This is a genomic window from Streptomyces sp. NPDC002018 (assembly GCF_042890865.1).
GTDB lineage: Bacteria > Actinomycetota > Actinomycetes > Streptomycetales > Streptomycetaceae > Streptomyces.
Map to the genome: position 1 here is coordinate 1 of NZ_JBIASO010000011.1, position 13,757 is coordinate 13,757.

The following is a 13,757-nucleotide window of genomic DNA, read 5'->3' on the forward strand; positions in this document are numbered from 1 at the left end:
ACCGTCGAACGGGCCATCAACAGGCTGAAACAGCACCGGGCCGTGGCCACCCGATACGACAAGCGCGGCTACATCTTCCTCGGCACCGCAACAGCAGCAGCCCTCACCATCTGGCTCCGCACATGATCGACCGGACAAGTCCTAGCTGATGGGCTTGTCCAGGACGCCCTTCGAGTGGCTGAAGGTGTCTATGGAGTACTCGCCGTGATAGCGCCCCATACCGCTCTCACCGACGCCGCCGAAGGGCAGCTCGGGCAGGGCCAGGTGGGAGACCGGCAGTCCGAAGGCGACGGCCCCGGAAGAGGTCTCCTCGATCAGACGCCGCTTGGTCGGCTCGGATTCGGTGAACGCGTACAACGCCAGTGGCTTGTCCCGGTCGTTGATGAAGGCGATCGCGGCGTCCAGGTCGGGCACCTTGATGATCGGCAGTACCGGTCCGAAGATCTCCGCCCGCATCACCGGGGCGTCGGGGGCGACGTCGGCGAGCACGGTGGGAGCCAGGTAGCGGCTCGACCGGTCGTGGTCACCGCCGGTGACGATCCGTCCGTCGGTCAGCAGAGCGGCCAGCCGGTCGAAGTGCCGCTCGTTGATGATCCGTCCGTACTCCGGGCTGGTCGCCGGGTCGTTCCCGTACAGCGCCGTGACGGCGCCGGACAGCTCGGCCTCCAGGCCGGCGGCGGTGTCGCCGATGGCGAGCACGTAGTCCGGAGCGACGCAGGTCTGGCCGGCGTTCAGGAACTTGCCGGCCGCGATCCGCCGGGCGGTGGCCGCCAGATCGACGCCGGGCTCGACCACGGCCGGGCTCTTGCCGCCCAGCTCCAGTGTGACCGGGGTGAGGTGCTTGACCCCGGCGGCCAGGACGATCCGGCCGACCGTGCCGTTGCCGGTGTAGAAGATGTGCTCGAAGCGCTGCTCCAGTAGGGCGGTGGTCTCCGGCACGCCACCCTCCACGACGCCGACCGCTTGCGGGTCCAGGTAGCGCGGCAGCAGGCGCGCTATGGCGGCCGAGGTGGCCGGAGCGAGCTCACTGGGCTTGACGACCACGGCGTTCCCGGCGGCCAGCGCGCCCATCAGCGGCGTGAGGGCCAGCTGCAGCGGATAGTTCCACGGGGCGATCACCAGCACCACGCCGAGCGGTTCCCGGACGACCCGCGCCCGCGCGGGAAGGAACCGGTCCAGGACGGCGGCAGGTTTGGGGGCCAACCACTGTTCCAGATGCCGCACGGTGTGGTCGATCTCGCCGATCATGTAGCCGATCTCGTAGCGGTCGGCCTCGGTCGGGCTCTTGCCCAGGTCGGCGTGGAGAGCCTCCCGCAGGACCTCTCCCTGCTCCGTCAGGAGGGCGCGAAGGGCCGCCAGCTGGCCGAGTCGCCAGGCCAGTGGCTTGGTCCGGCCGGACGCGAAGGTGCGGCGCAGCCCAGCGACGACCGAGCCGATGCTCTCCGACGGTCGGACCGCCTTGACCAGGGCGTGCGCGAGGCCGGCGGAGGAGGCCGGGTTCTGGCCGGTGAACAGGTTGCGGTCGACGACGGTGTGCGGAGCGAACGGCGGGCCTTCGGCGAAGTCGGCGCCCAGTCCCACCAGCCGGTCCTGGACCAGCCACTTCGCCTGCTCCGCCAGCCCTGCCTCGCGCTCCTCCGCGTTGCTGAACGAGGTCATCCGGTAGCCGGCGAACGGCCAGCCACCGTCCGTGTCGTGGGCGGCGAGCAGGGCGGCCGGGCCATGGCACAGGATGCCCAGCGGCCTGCCGGACCGCATGGTGCGGGTCAGGATCCGGCCGGAGTCCTCGTCGACCGCCAGGTCCTCCATCGGGCCATGGCCGCCGGGGTAGAAGACCAGGTCGTAGTCGTCCGGGTCGACGTCCGCCAGTGCCGTCGCACCGCTCAGCCCGGCCTTGAGGGAGTCCAGGTACCAGGCGATCTCGTCGGCCCGCCGCTGACCCCCGTTGGCAGCGGCGGCCAGGCTGGCCGGGTCGACGGCCGGCACGACGCCACCGGGTGTCGCGAAGCTGATCTCGAATCCGGCCTCGCTGAAGATCCGGTGCGGTTCGGTGAGTTCCTCGGCCCAGTAGCCGGTCGGGTGCGCCGTGCCGTCGGCGAGCGTCCAGTGGGCGGCGCCGGTGATGACGAACAGTGCTGAGGTCATGGTGTTTCCCCTTCGGGCGGCGCGAGAGCGGGGTGGGTAAGGGCGGCGGGTGCCGGGGAACCCACAGGCGCTTGAACCCTTCGATGATTGAATAAGTCAAGTAATAAATCGAAGGTAACTCTCAATGATTGAGGTTGTCAAGCAATATCCCTTACACTGGTGCCATGACCCACGCCTCCCCGACCGCCTCCTCGACGAGCGCCGCTCCGCCGACGCCCGCGGGCACCTCCGCCGCCGGCTCTTCGCCCACCCCCACCCCGACGCCGGCCCAGCTCATGGAGCAGTTCGCCGAGGCCGCCGCCGACTACTACCGGAACTTCGCCCTCGTCGCCGCGGAGCACGGCCTGACGTTCATGCAGGGCAAGATGCTGAGCCTGCTCCGGGAGCCGAGGTCGATGCGCGCGCTGGCCGAACTGCTGGGCTGCGACGCCTCCAACGTCACCGGGATCGTCGACCGCCTGGAGGCCCGCCGGCTCGTCCACCGGGAGGTCAACCGGCACGACCGGCGTATCAAGAACGTCGGGGTGACCGACGAGGGCGCCGAGGCGATCCGGCGGATCCGGGCCGAGATGATGTCCAACCTCACCGCGCTGGAACAGCTGGACGCCCCGCAGCGGCGCGCCTTCCACGACCTGCTGGTGCGGATCTTCCCCGGCACCGGCGGCTGAGGCGGATACGCGGCAGGTCGAAGCAGGATCCGCACCCACTGGCGGTCAGCGGCCCCGAGGCCGCCCTTGGCATCGTCCTGTAGTTCCAGTCGTCCTGTAGTTCCAGTCCACCGAGTTCGCACGTCCTGTCCGACGATCTCCGCGAACGATGAACGCTGAACAGGGCTGACGCCAATGGGCCCATATCTCTTTCTCGCATGGGCAACTCGTCCACGCCGCTCAGCCGGCCCGGGTGCAGGCCGTTGAGGACGGTGGATCAGGAACCGTGGTGCGCCGTCGAATTGGGAAGACGGCCTGCGGCCGCCGTCCACCCTGACACCCGTTGACGCAGTGCGACCGCCTCCGGAGCGGTCAGCTCAGCGAGCAGATCACTGGCGCGCTGCCATGAGTCGAGGGCGGCGGCCGTGTCGCCCTTGGCCGCGTGGGCGTCGCCGACGTATGCGAAGCTCTCCGCGACCAAGTAGGTCACCTCCGGCTCCGCGAATGATGTCGGCGCCGGCCGCAGCGCGGGCAGCGATGCCTCGGGACGGCCCTTCCGCGAGCGCACCAGCGCGAGCGTCTCGTGAGTGCGAGCGGTGCCCTGCTCGTCCCGTACGGCCTCGAACCCGGCCAGCGCCTCCTGGCACACCGCGCTCGCCCGGTCGAAATCGCCGGTCTCGATCAGAACCAGCGCGAGGCTGTTGCGGAGGGCCGACATCTCCAGGAGATCACCGAGTTCGTGGTGCAGGGCGATGCCGGCCTCGTAATGCCGAACCGCCCTCTCGAACTGCTTGAGTGAGGCGGCCGCGTCGCCCAGGCTGCCCAGGGCGTCGGCCTCGCCGCGCCTGTGCTCGGCGGCCTGGTACTCGCCTGTTGCCGCGGCTGCCGCCGCGTAGGCGGCCTCGTGGTCTCCCAGCAGTTGCTGCGCCTTGGCGAGGGAGTGATGTGCCCCGGCTTGCATCACCACGTCGCCCACGTCCTGGGCGCACTGGAGCGCGACCCGCTGGACCATGGTCATCTCCGTCCAGTCACCGACGCGCATCTGGAATGTCTCCAGCTCCCGGGCCAGATGCCATGCATGGTGGGGGAACCCGGTCGTGGCCGCGGCGGTGACGGCGGCCAGCAGGACCCTGTGTTCACGCGCCGTCCAGGCCAGCGCCGCGGCGTAGTCGGCCGGGTGCTCCGCCACGACTTCGCCGACCGGGAGGCCCGGGGTGTACCGCGTGCGGGACGGGTCCAGAACCGAGGCCGCGTTCATCGTGCTCCGGAGAAGTTGGTCGAAGAACCGGCGTCGTGCGGCGTTCCAGCGGTCCGCCCGGTCGATCCCGGTGTCGATCTCGCCGGCGTACGCCTGTAGCAGGTCGTGCCAGCAGTACCGCCCCGGCCGCCGCTCCTCCAGGAGCAGGACCGCCTCGGCCAGCTCGCGCAGGGCGTGGCGGGCCGTGCGGTGCGGCACGTCTGCCAACGCCGCGGCAGCGGCGACGGTGATGCCCGGACCTGGATGCAGCGCGAGCAACCGGAAGACCCGCGCCGAGGGTTCGCTCAGGGCGGCGTACGACGCGGAGAACACGCTGCGGGCGTCACTTGCCGGGTCGCCCGCCCCGAGTGCGTCGAGACCGCCGCCGGAGACCTCGGCCGCGATGTCACGGAGCTTGAAATCGCGACGCGACGCGGTCCGGGCCGCGACCAGGGCGAGGGCGAGCGGAAGGCCGGCGCACAGCCGCACGAGTTCCCGTACCGCCTGTGGCTCCGCCGCCATCCGCTGGTCGCCCAGCCGGCGCCGGAGCAGATCGACGGCCTCGGCCTTGGTGAGCAGGTCCAGATGGATCGGGTGAGCACCGTCGACGGCTACGATCCCGCCCAACTGGGCACGGCTGGTGACGATCACCAGACACCCGGGTCCGCCGGCAAGCAGCGGACGGAGCTGCTGGGCGTCGCGAGCGTTGTCGAGCAAGAGGATCAGACGGCGCCCGGCGAGCGTGCTGCGGTACAGCGCGTGCTGCGCGTCGAGATGGGCCGGAAGCCGGTCAGCGGCGACGCCGAGCGACTGCAGGACGACGCGCACCGCTTCGTCCGGCGGCGTCGGAGTGCCGGTCGGATCGAATCCCCGGAGATTGACGTACACCTGGCCGTCCGGGAAATCGTCCGCCACCGCATGGGCCCAATGCACCGCGAAAATGGTCTTGCCGACCCCGGCGGTGCCCGTCACCAGGCCAATCGTGGGGCCGGGTCCGGTCCGCGGCCGGGCGTGCAGCCTGACGGCCTCGCGGAGATGCTCCGCCCGACCGGAGAAGACACTCAGATCCGGCGGCAACTGCGCCGTTGCCGGGGCGGGAACGGGCCGGGACACCAGCTCCTCATCGACGCTCGGCGCGACGGCCAGCTCGGGATCGGCCTTCAGAACGCGTTCGTGGAGCGTTCGCAGCCCCACTCCCGGATCGACGCCCAGCTCGTCAGCGAGCACCCGGCGCGCCTCCTGATACGCGGACAACGCCTCGGCCTGGCGCCCGCAGCGGTAGAGCGCGACCATCTGCATCTCGCGCAGCCGTTCGTCGAACGGCCGGTCCGCGACCAGGGCGGTCAGCTCATCGACCACAAAGGCGTGTCCGCCACGGTCCAGCTCGGCCTGTAGCAGAGCGTTACGGGCGGACGAGCGCATCCGGTCCAGCGCGTCGCGCTGCCGTTCCGCGTACGGGCCGGGCAGCCCGGCCAGCGGAGTCCCCGGGAACAGGTCGAGGGCAGCACGCAACTCGGCGACGACGCGCCCGGCGGCGCCGGAGCGCCGGGCGGACTCGGCCTCGGCGGCATGCCGGCGGAAGACGCCGAGGTCGAGCTCGCCGGGCTCGAGCGGAAGTTCGTACCCGCCGAACCCCGAACGGATCACGGGCGCCCCGGCGCCGTCGCCCAGGGCACGGCGCAATCGGTAGACATAGGTCCGCACAACTCCGGCGACCGTCGCCGGAACGTCATTGCCCCACAGGGCGTCGGCGATCTCGTCGATCGACATCGGCGCGCCTTCGTGCAGCAGCAGCGCGGCCAGAAGGGCCTTCTGCTGCGGCGACCCGAGAGCGAGTTCGACGCCGTGCCGACGGGCGGTCACCGGGCCGAGAACGGTGAACGACAGACCTCTGCTCATCGGTGTTCTCCTCGAGCTTCGCGATCACGCCGCTGACCTCGGTGGTGATCCAACGGTGATACCGCGTCGACACCGCCCGGGTTGACTGCGGGACATGGCCGACCGAGCCGGCCGGCCGCGAGACTACCGCTCACTTGGAGAACCACCACCATGACAACCGCGCAGGACATAGCCGGCAAGAACGCACTCGTCACCGGATCGACCAGCGGTATCGGCAGGGCCACCGCGATGCTCCTGGCCGGCCAGGGTGCGTACGTACTGGTCACCGGGCGAGGCCGACAGCGGGGCGAGGAGGTCGTGGACACGATCCGTGCCGCGGGCGGCAAAGCCGATTTTCTCCTGGCCGATCTGTCCGACGCCCGCTCGGCCGACGATCTCGCCGAGCTGGCGCTGGCGACGACCGGGGGCCGGATCGACATCCTGGTCAACAACGCCGCGATCGGTGCTCTCGGCGCCACCGCCGGTTTCGACGAGGCGCTGTACGACAGTCATTTTACCCTCAACGTGAAGGTACCGTTCCGCCTCGTGGGCGCGATCGCCCCCACGATGGCACAGCACGGCAGCGGTGCGATCGTGAACATCACCTCGATGGCCGGCCAGTTCGCCATCCCCGGCATGGCCGTGTACGGAGCCTGCAAAGCGGCCCTGGGCCTGCTGACGAAGAACTGGGCCGCCGAGTTCGGCCCCTCCGGCGTACGCGTCAACGCGGTCAGCCCGGGCACCACCCGCACCCCCTTCGTGGCGCCTCTGGGCGACGCGCTGGATGAACTGGCCGCGCAGTCTCCGCTCGGCTACGTCGCCGACCCGGCCGAGATCGCCTCGGCGATCGCCTACCTCGCCGGCGATGACGCCAGCTTCGTCAACGGTGTCGTCCTCAACGTCGACGGCGGCCGCACGGCCATCTGACCACGGTGACGCGGATCGGTGTGATCTCCGCGCTCGGTGTGATCCCCGCGCCGAGATCAGACCGACGCACGTGTACGAGGGTCTGCCATGGGGTGGGCTGTCACTCGGTGTCGCCACGACTCCGCTGACCCGTCGTAGCGGGTGGATTCATGCTGTGACCGGCACGCACCGGCGCCCGGCTACTGCGGCTTGGCCAGAAGCACGGCCATCACCTGGTCGATGCGCACCTTTGTCCCTCATCCCTGTCGCCGGTAGCGCTCAGCGATCATGGACACCGCCCCCAAGGGATCGCCGGCGACCTCCTTCGCCGCGAAGTAGATGTTCCCCCTCACCTCCGGGTACGTCGCGCAGAGGTCAAGGTGCCGGGACAGTTCAGCAGGGTTCTGCCAGCCCTTCGGCTGCGCCGGATCGCCCACCTTGTACAGCGCCTCACCCACGTAGAGGTCGACCCCCGTGCCCTTCACCACGTCCGCCCACCAGTCCACCAGGACCGTGTAGTTCGCGGGATCCTGCACGTCACGCGGTTGTGCCAACCAGTACAGCTGCGGAACGATGTAGTCGATCCAGCCCCGCTCGACCCATGCGCGGGTGTCGGCGTGCAGATCGTCATAGGTCTGCACACCGGCCCTGGTGTCGGAGCCGAGCGGATCGGTCGCGGCATTGCGCCACACCCCGAACGGGCTGATCCCGAAGCGCACCCGCTTCCCGGTCCGCCGGATCCGCGCGGCGGTCTCCCGTACCAGCCGGTCGGTGTTGTCCCGCCGCCAGGCCGCCCGGTCGGGGAATCCGGCTCCGTACCGCGCGTACGCCTCGTGGTCCGCGAAGACCTGTCCCGCGACCGGATAGGGATAGAAGTAGTCGTCCCAGTGCACGGCGTCGATGTCGTACCGCGCGACGGCGTCCAGCACGACGTCCTGCACGAAGCGTCCGACCTCGGGCAGCCCCGGGTTGTAGTAGAGCTTCCCGCCGTACGGCAGGATCCACTCGGGGTGGAGCCGCGCCGGGTGGCCCGCGGTCAGCCGCGCCGGATCGGTGTGGTTCGCGACGCGGTACGGGTTGAACCAGGCGTGCAGTTCCAGACCGCGCGCGCGCGCCTCGCGCACCGCCGTGCCCAGCGGGTCCCAGCCGGGGTTCTTGCCCTGGATGCCCGTGAGGCACTGGGCCCAGGGTTCGTACGGCGACGGCCACAGGGCGTCCGCCGTCGGCCTGACCTGGAGGACCACGGCGTTCAGTCCCCGTGTCACGGCCGTGTCCAGCAGCGCGACGAGTTCGGCACGCTGCCGCGCGGCGGTCAGCCCCGGTCTGGACGGCCAGTCGCGGTTGGCCACCGTCGCGAGCCACATCCCGCGGAACTCCCGGCGCGGGGCACGGCGCCGCCGGTGTGCCCCTGCCGCCGCGTCACCGGCGGCCGCGCCGCCCGCCGTCATGCCGCCCGCCGCCGCGTCACCCGCCGCCATCAGTGCGGCCGCCGCCCCCGCCGCGGCCGCCATCAGCCCGCGTCTGCCGATGTGTGTCATGAACCGTCCCGCCGTCCTTCCGCCCGCCGCCGTACGGGCCCCCCACCGGTCGCCGGAGGGCCGCCGTGTCCGCCGGGCATGCCCCGCGGCCGGGGCGGGCATGCCCGCCCCGGCCGGTCGTCCGGGCACCCTCGCGGAGTAACGTCCTGTCCCGGGCGGGCGCCGGAACCACACGGGGGACCCGCCGGGACACGGACCAGTGAAAGGCACGATGTGACCGACATCCTGACCGATATCGCCCGCGTCGGCGTAGTGGGCTGCGGCCAGATGGGCGCAGGAATCGCGGAGGTCGTCGCCCGCAGCGGCCTGGAGGTGAAGGTCGCGGAGACCACCGGCGAGGCGCTGGAGATCGGCCGTACCCGCCTGCACAACTCGCTGTCGAAGGCCGCCGAACGCGGCAAGATCAGCGAGGCGGAGCGCGACGCGGCGCTCGGCAGACTCAGCTTCACCACCGACCTCGGGGAATTCGCCGACCGCGATCTCGTCATCGAGGCCGTGGTGGAGAACGAGAAGGTCAAGACCGAGATCTTCCAGGTACTCGATCAGGTGGTGACCCGCCCGGACGCCATCCTGGCCTCCAACACCTCGTCGATCCCGCTGGTCAGGCTGGCGGTCGCGACCTCGCGTCCCGACCAGGTCATCGGTATCCACTTCTTCAACCCGGCGCCGGTGCAGCGGCTCGTCGAGCTGATTCCGGCGCTGACGACCTCCGAGGAGACGATCAAGCGGGCCGAGGCCGTGGTCCGGGAAGTGCTGGACAAGCACGCGATCCGTGCCCAGGACCGTTCCGGCTTCGTCGTGAACGCGCTGCTCATCCCGTATCTGCTCTCCGCGATCCGGATGTTCGAGTCCGGCATCGCGAGCCGCGAGGACATCGACAACGGGATGGAGCTGGGCTGCGCCCACCCCATGGGACCGCTCAAGCTCTCCGACCTGATCGGTCTGGACACCGTGGCCTCGGTCGCCGACTCGATGTACGCGGAGTTCAAGGAACCGCTGTACGCGGCGCCTCCGCTGCTCCAGCGGATGGTGGACGCGGGCCGGCTCGGCCGCAAGACCGGCGCGGGCTTCTACCCCTACTCCTGATACCGGTCCCTCTGCTCCTGATACCGGTCCCTGCCCCTGGCTCGGGCCGTCCGGCGGATCACCGGTGCCCGGCCGCCGGAAGCAGGCGCGAAGGGCGGCGCGGACACCGGCCGAAGGGGCGTGGCGGACCGATGGCGGTCAGCCGAGCCGTATGTGATGCAGCATCAGCAGCCCGGCCGTCATATTGGCGGCCGGGATCTCACCGCGCGCGATCATGTCCGGCACCAGCTTGAGCGGGATCCACTCGCGGCGCGAGGACTCGAAGTCGTCCTCGGGATGGCCGATGTACGTCGCCTCCTCCGCCCAGTAGAGATGGTGCCGGGCGTCGGTGAGGCCGTTGGACGGCTCGACCGTGATCAGATGCCGCAAGGGGCCGGGACGCCAGCCGGTCTCCTCCTCCATCTCCCGTGCCGCGGCGGCCTCGACGCTCTCGCCGTCCTCGACGACGCCCGCGGCCAGCTCCCAGCCCCAGCTGTCGGTGATGAACCGGTGCCGCCAGAGCATCAGCACCTCGTTGGCGGAGTTCACGACGGTCGCCACGGCGACCGGGCGCAGCCGGATGAGGAAGTGGTCGAGACGACGACCGTCGGGGAGCTTGACATCCGCGAGATTCACTTGGAACCAACGGTTTTCATAGACAGTTTGTTCGCTAAGTTTCGTCCACTGCATGTTTCTGCCACCTTCCGACAAGTTGATGGCAATATCGCAGCAGCGGCTCTCATATACGGCGGCTCGGAGGGGGCTCACAGAAGGGCTCACAGAGGAACGCGCAGCGCTCCTTCGATCAGTTCGGCCGCGGCCTCCGCGACGGTGGATCCGCTGGCCACCAACTGCGAGCGCACGGCGCGCAGCCGGTCCCGCAGCCGCTGGGACTCCATTCCCCGGGCCCGTTCCGCCATTTCGCGTGCCGTTCCCGCGGCCCGGTCCACCTCCCCCTGCCGCAGTTCGATATGGCTGAGCATGGCGAGCCGGTGCACCCGGCCGCGATCGTGCGCCGGGGTGTCGACGGCCGCCGCCGCATGCGCCCGCGCGGCGGCCAGATCCCCCAGACTGAGCAGTGCCTCCGCCACTTGTACATTCACCAGCCCCGGCTGGACGTAGCCCGTCTCCTCCGGTTCGTGTCCCGGCCTGATGCGCTCGGCCTCCGTCTCGGCGCGTCCGATGCACCCCAGCGCGCCGCTGCCGTCGCCGAGATGGGCGTACGACTTGGCCTGCATCGCGTAGAGATCGGCGGCGAGCGCGGGGGTGATCTGGCGGCCCGCCGTCCGCAGCGCGGCCTCGGCGAAGGCGACGGCCTGGCGGTACTCCCCCATGTGCAGCGACTGATTGACCAGCAGCGCGATCACATAGGCGCCGAGCCCCCGGTCGCCGCTGGCCTTGGCCAGCCGCAGCGCCTGGTGGAAATAGCGCTGGGCGAGTCCATGGGCGTCGGAGTCATAGGCGCAGATTCCGGCCACGGCCAGCAGTCCGCCGGTGGCACGGTGGAGCTGACGGCCCAGGGCATCGCTGTAGCCGCCGCGCAGCAGCGGAGCGGTCTCCGTGTTGAGGAAGCGGACGATCCGGGCGCGGGTCGCGACCCCGCCCGCCCTCCGGTACATCAGCTCGTAGTGCTCCCTGGCGGATCTGAGCAGTTCGATGTCGGAGGCGCCCACCTTCGTGCGCCCGCTGCGCGAGACATCGGCGTCCTCCGGGGGGTTCTCCCACTCCCAGACGGGAATCACCGCGGGTGTGCCGGTGACGGCGGGGGCGTCCACTATGTGCGGCCTGCGCTGCTCGTCGCAGCGCCAGAGCGCGGTGGCCCGCTCCACGAAGCCGGAGAGCGGGGTGACACCTCCCATCGGGGGCTCCCCCACCACTCCCAGCCCGATGTCGTCGAGGGTGAGCGGTCTGCGCAGCCGGTCGCCCAGCACACCGCAGATCAGGTCGGGCACCTGGCCCCGTGGCCGCTGGCCCTTCAACCACCGCGCCACGGCCGTGTGTTCGTACCGCAGGGCGAGGCCTCTCAGCCTGCCCGCCTCATTGACCCGGGCGGCGAGCCCCGCGTGGGAGATGCCCGCCTCGTCGAGCAGGGAATCGAGCAGGGTGTTGGGCTGCATATGCCCCTCCGGTGGCTCGGCCGCTGTGGACCTCGTGGACCCGCCGGCCCCTCGGCGGGGGCTCGGCGTAGTGCGCTTCGCACGGGGTGTGAACGTAATGCCCGCATCCGCACCGTGTGCACTCTGCCGCCGCGGGCCCGCGGGCGATTGACTGAATCGCCTCGCAAAGAGGCGGCCGGGCCACCGACTCCCCCTCGTCCTGTGCGGTGGCCCGCAACCGCGCCGTCTGCCCTGCCGACCTGCCTGACACTCCGCGGCGGGGCAGGCGGCGCCGGCCGCACCGGCCATACCGCCCCCCTACCGGCGGAAGGACGTCGTACGGACCCCGGTGGCGGCGGTCATCCCCGAGCGGGGGCGCGGGCGTTGCTCGGGCGCGTACGTATCCGGGAGACGGTGCTCGGGTGCGTACGCGTCCGGCCCGCACCTGTCCGAGGCGGGCCCATCGGACGTGGGCATGTCGGACGCGGCCAGGCCCGGCGCACATCGCTCCGGCGGGTAGGTGTCCGGCGGCCGTTGCTCAGGCGGGCGTGCTTCCCTGCCCCGGGAGTCCGGCGGACACGCCTCCGGCGGACGCACATCCGGCGCCCGCGCGTCCGGTGAAGAATCGCCCGATGGGTGGAGACCGGGAAGTTGACGTTCGGGTCTCCGGTCCGCCGTCGGCGCGGGCTCACCCGGCAGGCGCTCGTCCGGGAGCCGCTCGTCCGGGAGCCGCTCGTCCGGTGGGACCGTCCCAGGCGTCGGGCCGCCCGGTGTCCGGCCGCCCGGCAGTCTTCTCGCCCCTCGGACGCCCGGGTCCAGCCCCACCCACGCCGGTACCGGCGGTCGGTCGTTGCGCAGGACGAGCAGCGCCATGTCGTCGGTCACCCGCCCGCCCGTGTGCCGCAGCAGCGCCGCGTGCACCCGCCGCACCATCGCGGCGGGCGGAAGCGAGACCCCCGCCGTCCCCGAGGCGGCCTCGGTCAGGGTCTCCTCCAGGGAGAAGAACTGTCCCGCGGAGTCCCGGGCGTCCTCGGCACCGTCGGTGTGCAGGAAGAGCGACTCGCCGGGCAGCAGCGGCCCGCACCGTTGCAGCGGAAGCTCGGCGGGCAGCGGAAAGGCGCCCAGGGGTGGCAGCGGCTCGGCGGTCGCGAGGGGCGCGGCGCCCCGGCCGAGCCGATAGGGCCAGGGATGGCCGCAGTTGAGCGCGCGCACCTGCGCGTCGGGGCCGATCTCCAGCAGCAGGACGGTGACGAACTCCTCGGCCGACAGTCCCTCCGGCTCCTGGTCGTCGTACCCCCAGCCGTCCAAGCCGTCCAAGCCGTCCAAGCCGTCCCAGTCGTCCCAGCCGTCCCGGCCGTCCCGGCCGTGGTGGCCGTGGTGGCCGTGGTGGCCGTCCTGGCGGTCCCGGCCGCCGGGTCCCGCGCCGCCGGCTCCCCGGCCGCCGGCTCTTCGGCGCTCGGTCCCGGCCGCCTCCTGCCCCGACGACTGCCGCAGATGGCGCTGGTGGGCCCGGTCGAGTCTGCGCAGGACGCCGTCGAGTCCCGGCTCGTCGTGGGCCGCCTCCCGGAAGCTGCCCAGGACCGCGGCGACCGCTCCGATGGCGGGCAGTCCATGGCCGCGCACATCCCCGATGACGACACGGACGCCATAGGTGGTGGCCACCGCCTCGTACAGATCGCCGCCGACATCGGCGCGCCGGGAGGCGGAGAGCTGACGGGCGGAGAACGCCAGTCCGTCGAGGCGCGCGGGGAGCGGCCGGAGCAGTACCTCCTGCGCGGCGCGCGCCACGGCGCGTACCTCGCTCAGCTCCTTCAGCCCCCGCCGCCGTACCCGGTTGAGCAGATACGCCACGACCAGCAGAAAGGCCACGCAGGTCACGATGCGCGCGACGACGTTGTCATGCGTGCTGGGCGGGCAGGTCAGCTCCCAGGTGATCACCAGGGCGAGCACACCGCCCGGAATCGCGCATTCGACGACGCCCCAGGGTGCTGGGGCGTCCTCGGACGCGGTCTCTTCTGCCCTGGTCCGATTCATCCGTCGGCCCCCTTCGGCCGCCCGGCCGTTAAGCCGATGGGCGTACGTCGACCGTAGTGGCCGGATCGATTGTGTCGATCACGCATGTGCGTTGGCGAACCCGCCCCGGACTTCTCACCCGAATGAGTGAGGGGCGCTTCCGGAGGTCCGGAGGCGCCCCTCAAGGGACGGCCGTCTGTCCAACGACGGCCTATGACCAGGTGTTACGCAC

The 13,757-nt window shown here is 71.2% G+C and carries 8 protein-coding genes and 3 pseudogenes; 4 read left to right on the forward strand and 7 right to left on the reverse strand.

Going from position 1 to position 13,757, the window contains the following annotated elements:
- Nucleotides 1-126: pseudogene (locus ACFYYH_RS19475) on the forward strand (IS5/IS1182 family transposase); the annotation flags it as partial.
- Nucleotides 127-141: 15 nt separating this feature from the next.
- On the opposite strand, the gene ACFYYH_RS19480 reads toward ACFYYH_RS19475, so the two are convergent.
- Both ACFYYH_RS19480 and ACFYYH_RS19485 read right to left on the reverse strand, forming a co-directional pair.
- On the reverse strand, nt 142-1,467 hold the full coding sequence (locus tag ACFYYH_RS19480; protein WP_388552833.1) for an aldehyde dehydrogenase family protein: 1,326 nt from the start codon (nt 1,465-1,467) through the stop codon (nt 142-144).
- A pseudogene (locus ACFYYH_RS19485) lies at nt 1,462-2,145 on the reverse strand (type 1 glutamine amidotransferase domain-containing protein); the annotation flags it as partial. The pseudogene ACFYYH_RS19485 and the gene ACFYYH_RS19480, both read right to left, overlap by 6 nt.
- 164 nt (nt 2,146-2,309) lie before the next feature.
- Between ACFYYH_RS19485 and ACFYYH_RS19490 the strand changes: the two are divergent.
- The gene (locus tag ACFYYH_RS19490; RefSeq protein ID WP_388552233.1) at nt 2,310-2,813 is read left to right on the forward strand and encodes a MarR family transcriptional regulator; all 504 of its coding nucleotides are present in this window, start codon (nt 2,310-2,312) and stop codon (nt 2,811-2,813) included.
- 256 nt (nt 2,814-3,069) lie between these two features.
- Here the strand turns inward: ACFYYH_RS19490 and ACFYYH_RS19495 are convergent, their stop codons facing one another.
- The gene (locus ACFYYH_RS19495) at nt 3,070-5,928 is read right to left on the reverse strand and encodes a BTAD domain-containing putative transcriptional regulator (protein ID WP_388552236.1); all 2,859 of its coding nucleotides are present in this window, start codon (nt 5,926-5,928) and stop codon (nt 3,070-3,072) included.
- Nucleotides 5,929-6,078: 150 nt separating this feature from the next.
- Here ACFYYH_RS19495 and ACFYYH_RS19500 point away from each other — a divergent pair, with 150 nt between their 5' ends.
- The gene (locus ACFYYH_RS19500) at nt 6,079-6,834 is read left to right on the forward strand and encodes an SDR family NAD(P)-dependent oxidoreductase (protein ID WP_388552239.1); all 756 of its coding nucleotides are present in this window, start codon (nt 6,079-6,081) and stop codon (nt 6,832-6,834) included.
- A 236-nt stretch (nt 6,835-7,070) separates the two neighbouring features.
- On the opposite strand, the gene ACFYYH_RS19505 is transcribed toward ACFYYH_RS19500, so the two are convergent.
- Complete coding sequence (locus ACFYYH_RS19505; RefSeq protein ID WP_388552242.1) at nt 7,071-8,351, reverse strand: glycoside hydrolase family 10 protein; 1,281 nt, start codon at nt 8,349-8,351, stop codon at nt 7,071-7,073.
- Between the two features lie 225 nt (nt 8,352-8,576).
- On the opposite strand from ACFYYH_RS19505, the gene ACFYYH_RS19510 reads away from it, so the two are divergent.
- The gene (locus tag ACFYYH_RS19510; RefSeq protein ID WP_388552836.1) at nt 8,577-9,437 is read left to right on the forward strand and encodes a 3-hydroxybutyryl-CoA dehydrogenase; all 861 of its coding nucleotides are present in this window, start codon (nt 8,577-8,579) and stop codon (nt 9,435-9,437) included.
- Between the two features lie 138 nt (nt 9,438-9,575).
- On the opposite strand, the gene ACFYYH_RS19515 is transcribed toward ACFYYH_RS19510, so the two are convergent.
- The 3 genes and pseudogenes from ACFYYH_RS19515 to ACFYYH_RS19525 form a co-directional block, all read right to left on the reverse strand.
- Nucleotides 9,576-10,106, reverse strand: coding sequence for an NUDIX hydrolase (locus ACFYYH_RS19515; protein WP_388552245.1), 531 nt, complete (start codon nt 10,104-10,106; stop codon nt 9,576-9,578).
- Nucleotides 10,107-10,192: 86 nt separating this feature from the next.
- Nucleotides 10,193-11,533, reverse strand: coding sequence for a transcriptional regulator (locus ACFYYH_RS19520; RefSeq protein ID WP_388552248.1), 1,341 nt, complete (start codon nt 11,531-11,533; stop codon nt 10,193-10,195).
- A gap of 822 nt (nt 11,534-12,355) precedes the next feature.
- Nucleotides 12,356-13,474: pseudogene (locus tag ACFYYH_RS19525) on the reverse strand (PP2C family protein-serine/threonine phosphatase); the annotation flags it as partial.
- Nucleotides 13,475-13,757 lie beyond the last annotated feature (283 nt).

What these genes read in the sequence shown, in the direction of transcription:
- ACFYYH_RS19490 (WP_388552233.1), top strand. Translation starts at nt 2,310, where the DNA reads ATGACCCACGCCTCCCCGACCGCCTCCTCGACGAGCGCCGCTCCGCCG.
- ACFYYH_RS19495 (WP_388552236.1), bottom strand. Translation starts at nt 5,928, where the DNA reads ATGAGCAGAGGTCTGTCGTTCACCGTTCTCGGCCCGGTGACCGCCCGT.
- ACFYYH_RS19500 (WP_388552239.1), top strand. Translation starts at nt 6,079, where the DNA reads ATGACAACCGCGCAGGACATAGCCGGCAAGAACGCACTCGTCACCGGA.
- ACFYYH_RS19505 (WP_388552242.1), bottom strand. Translation starts at nt 8,351, where the DNA reads ATGACACACATCGGCAGACGCGGGCTGATGGCGGCCGCGGCGGGGGCG.
- ACFYYH_RS19515 (WP_388552245.1), bottom strand. Translation starts at nt 10,106, where the DNA reads ATGCAGTGGACGAAACTTAGCGAACAAACTGTCTATGAAAACCGTTGG.
- ACFYYH_RS19520 (WP_388552248.1), bottom strand. Translation starts at nt 11,533, where the DNA reads ATGCAGCCCAACACCCTGCTCGATTCCCTGCTCGACGAGGCGGGCATC.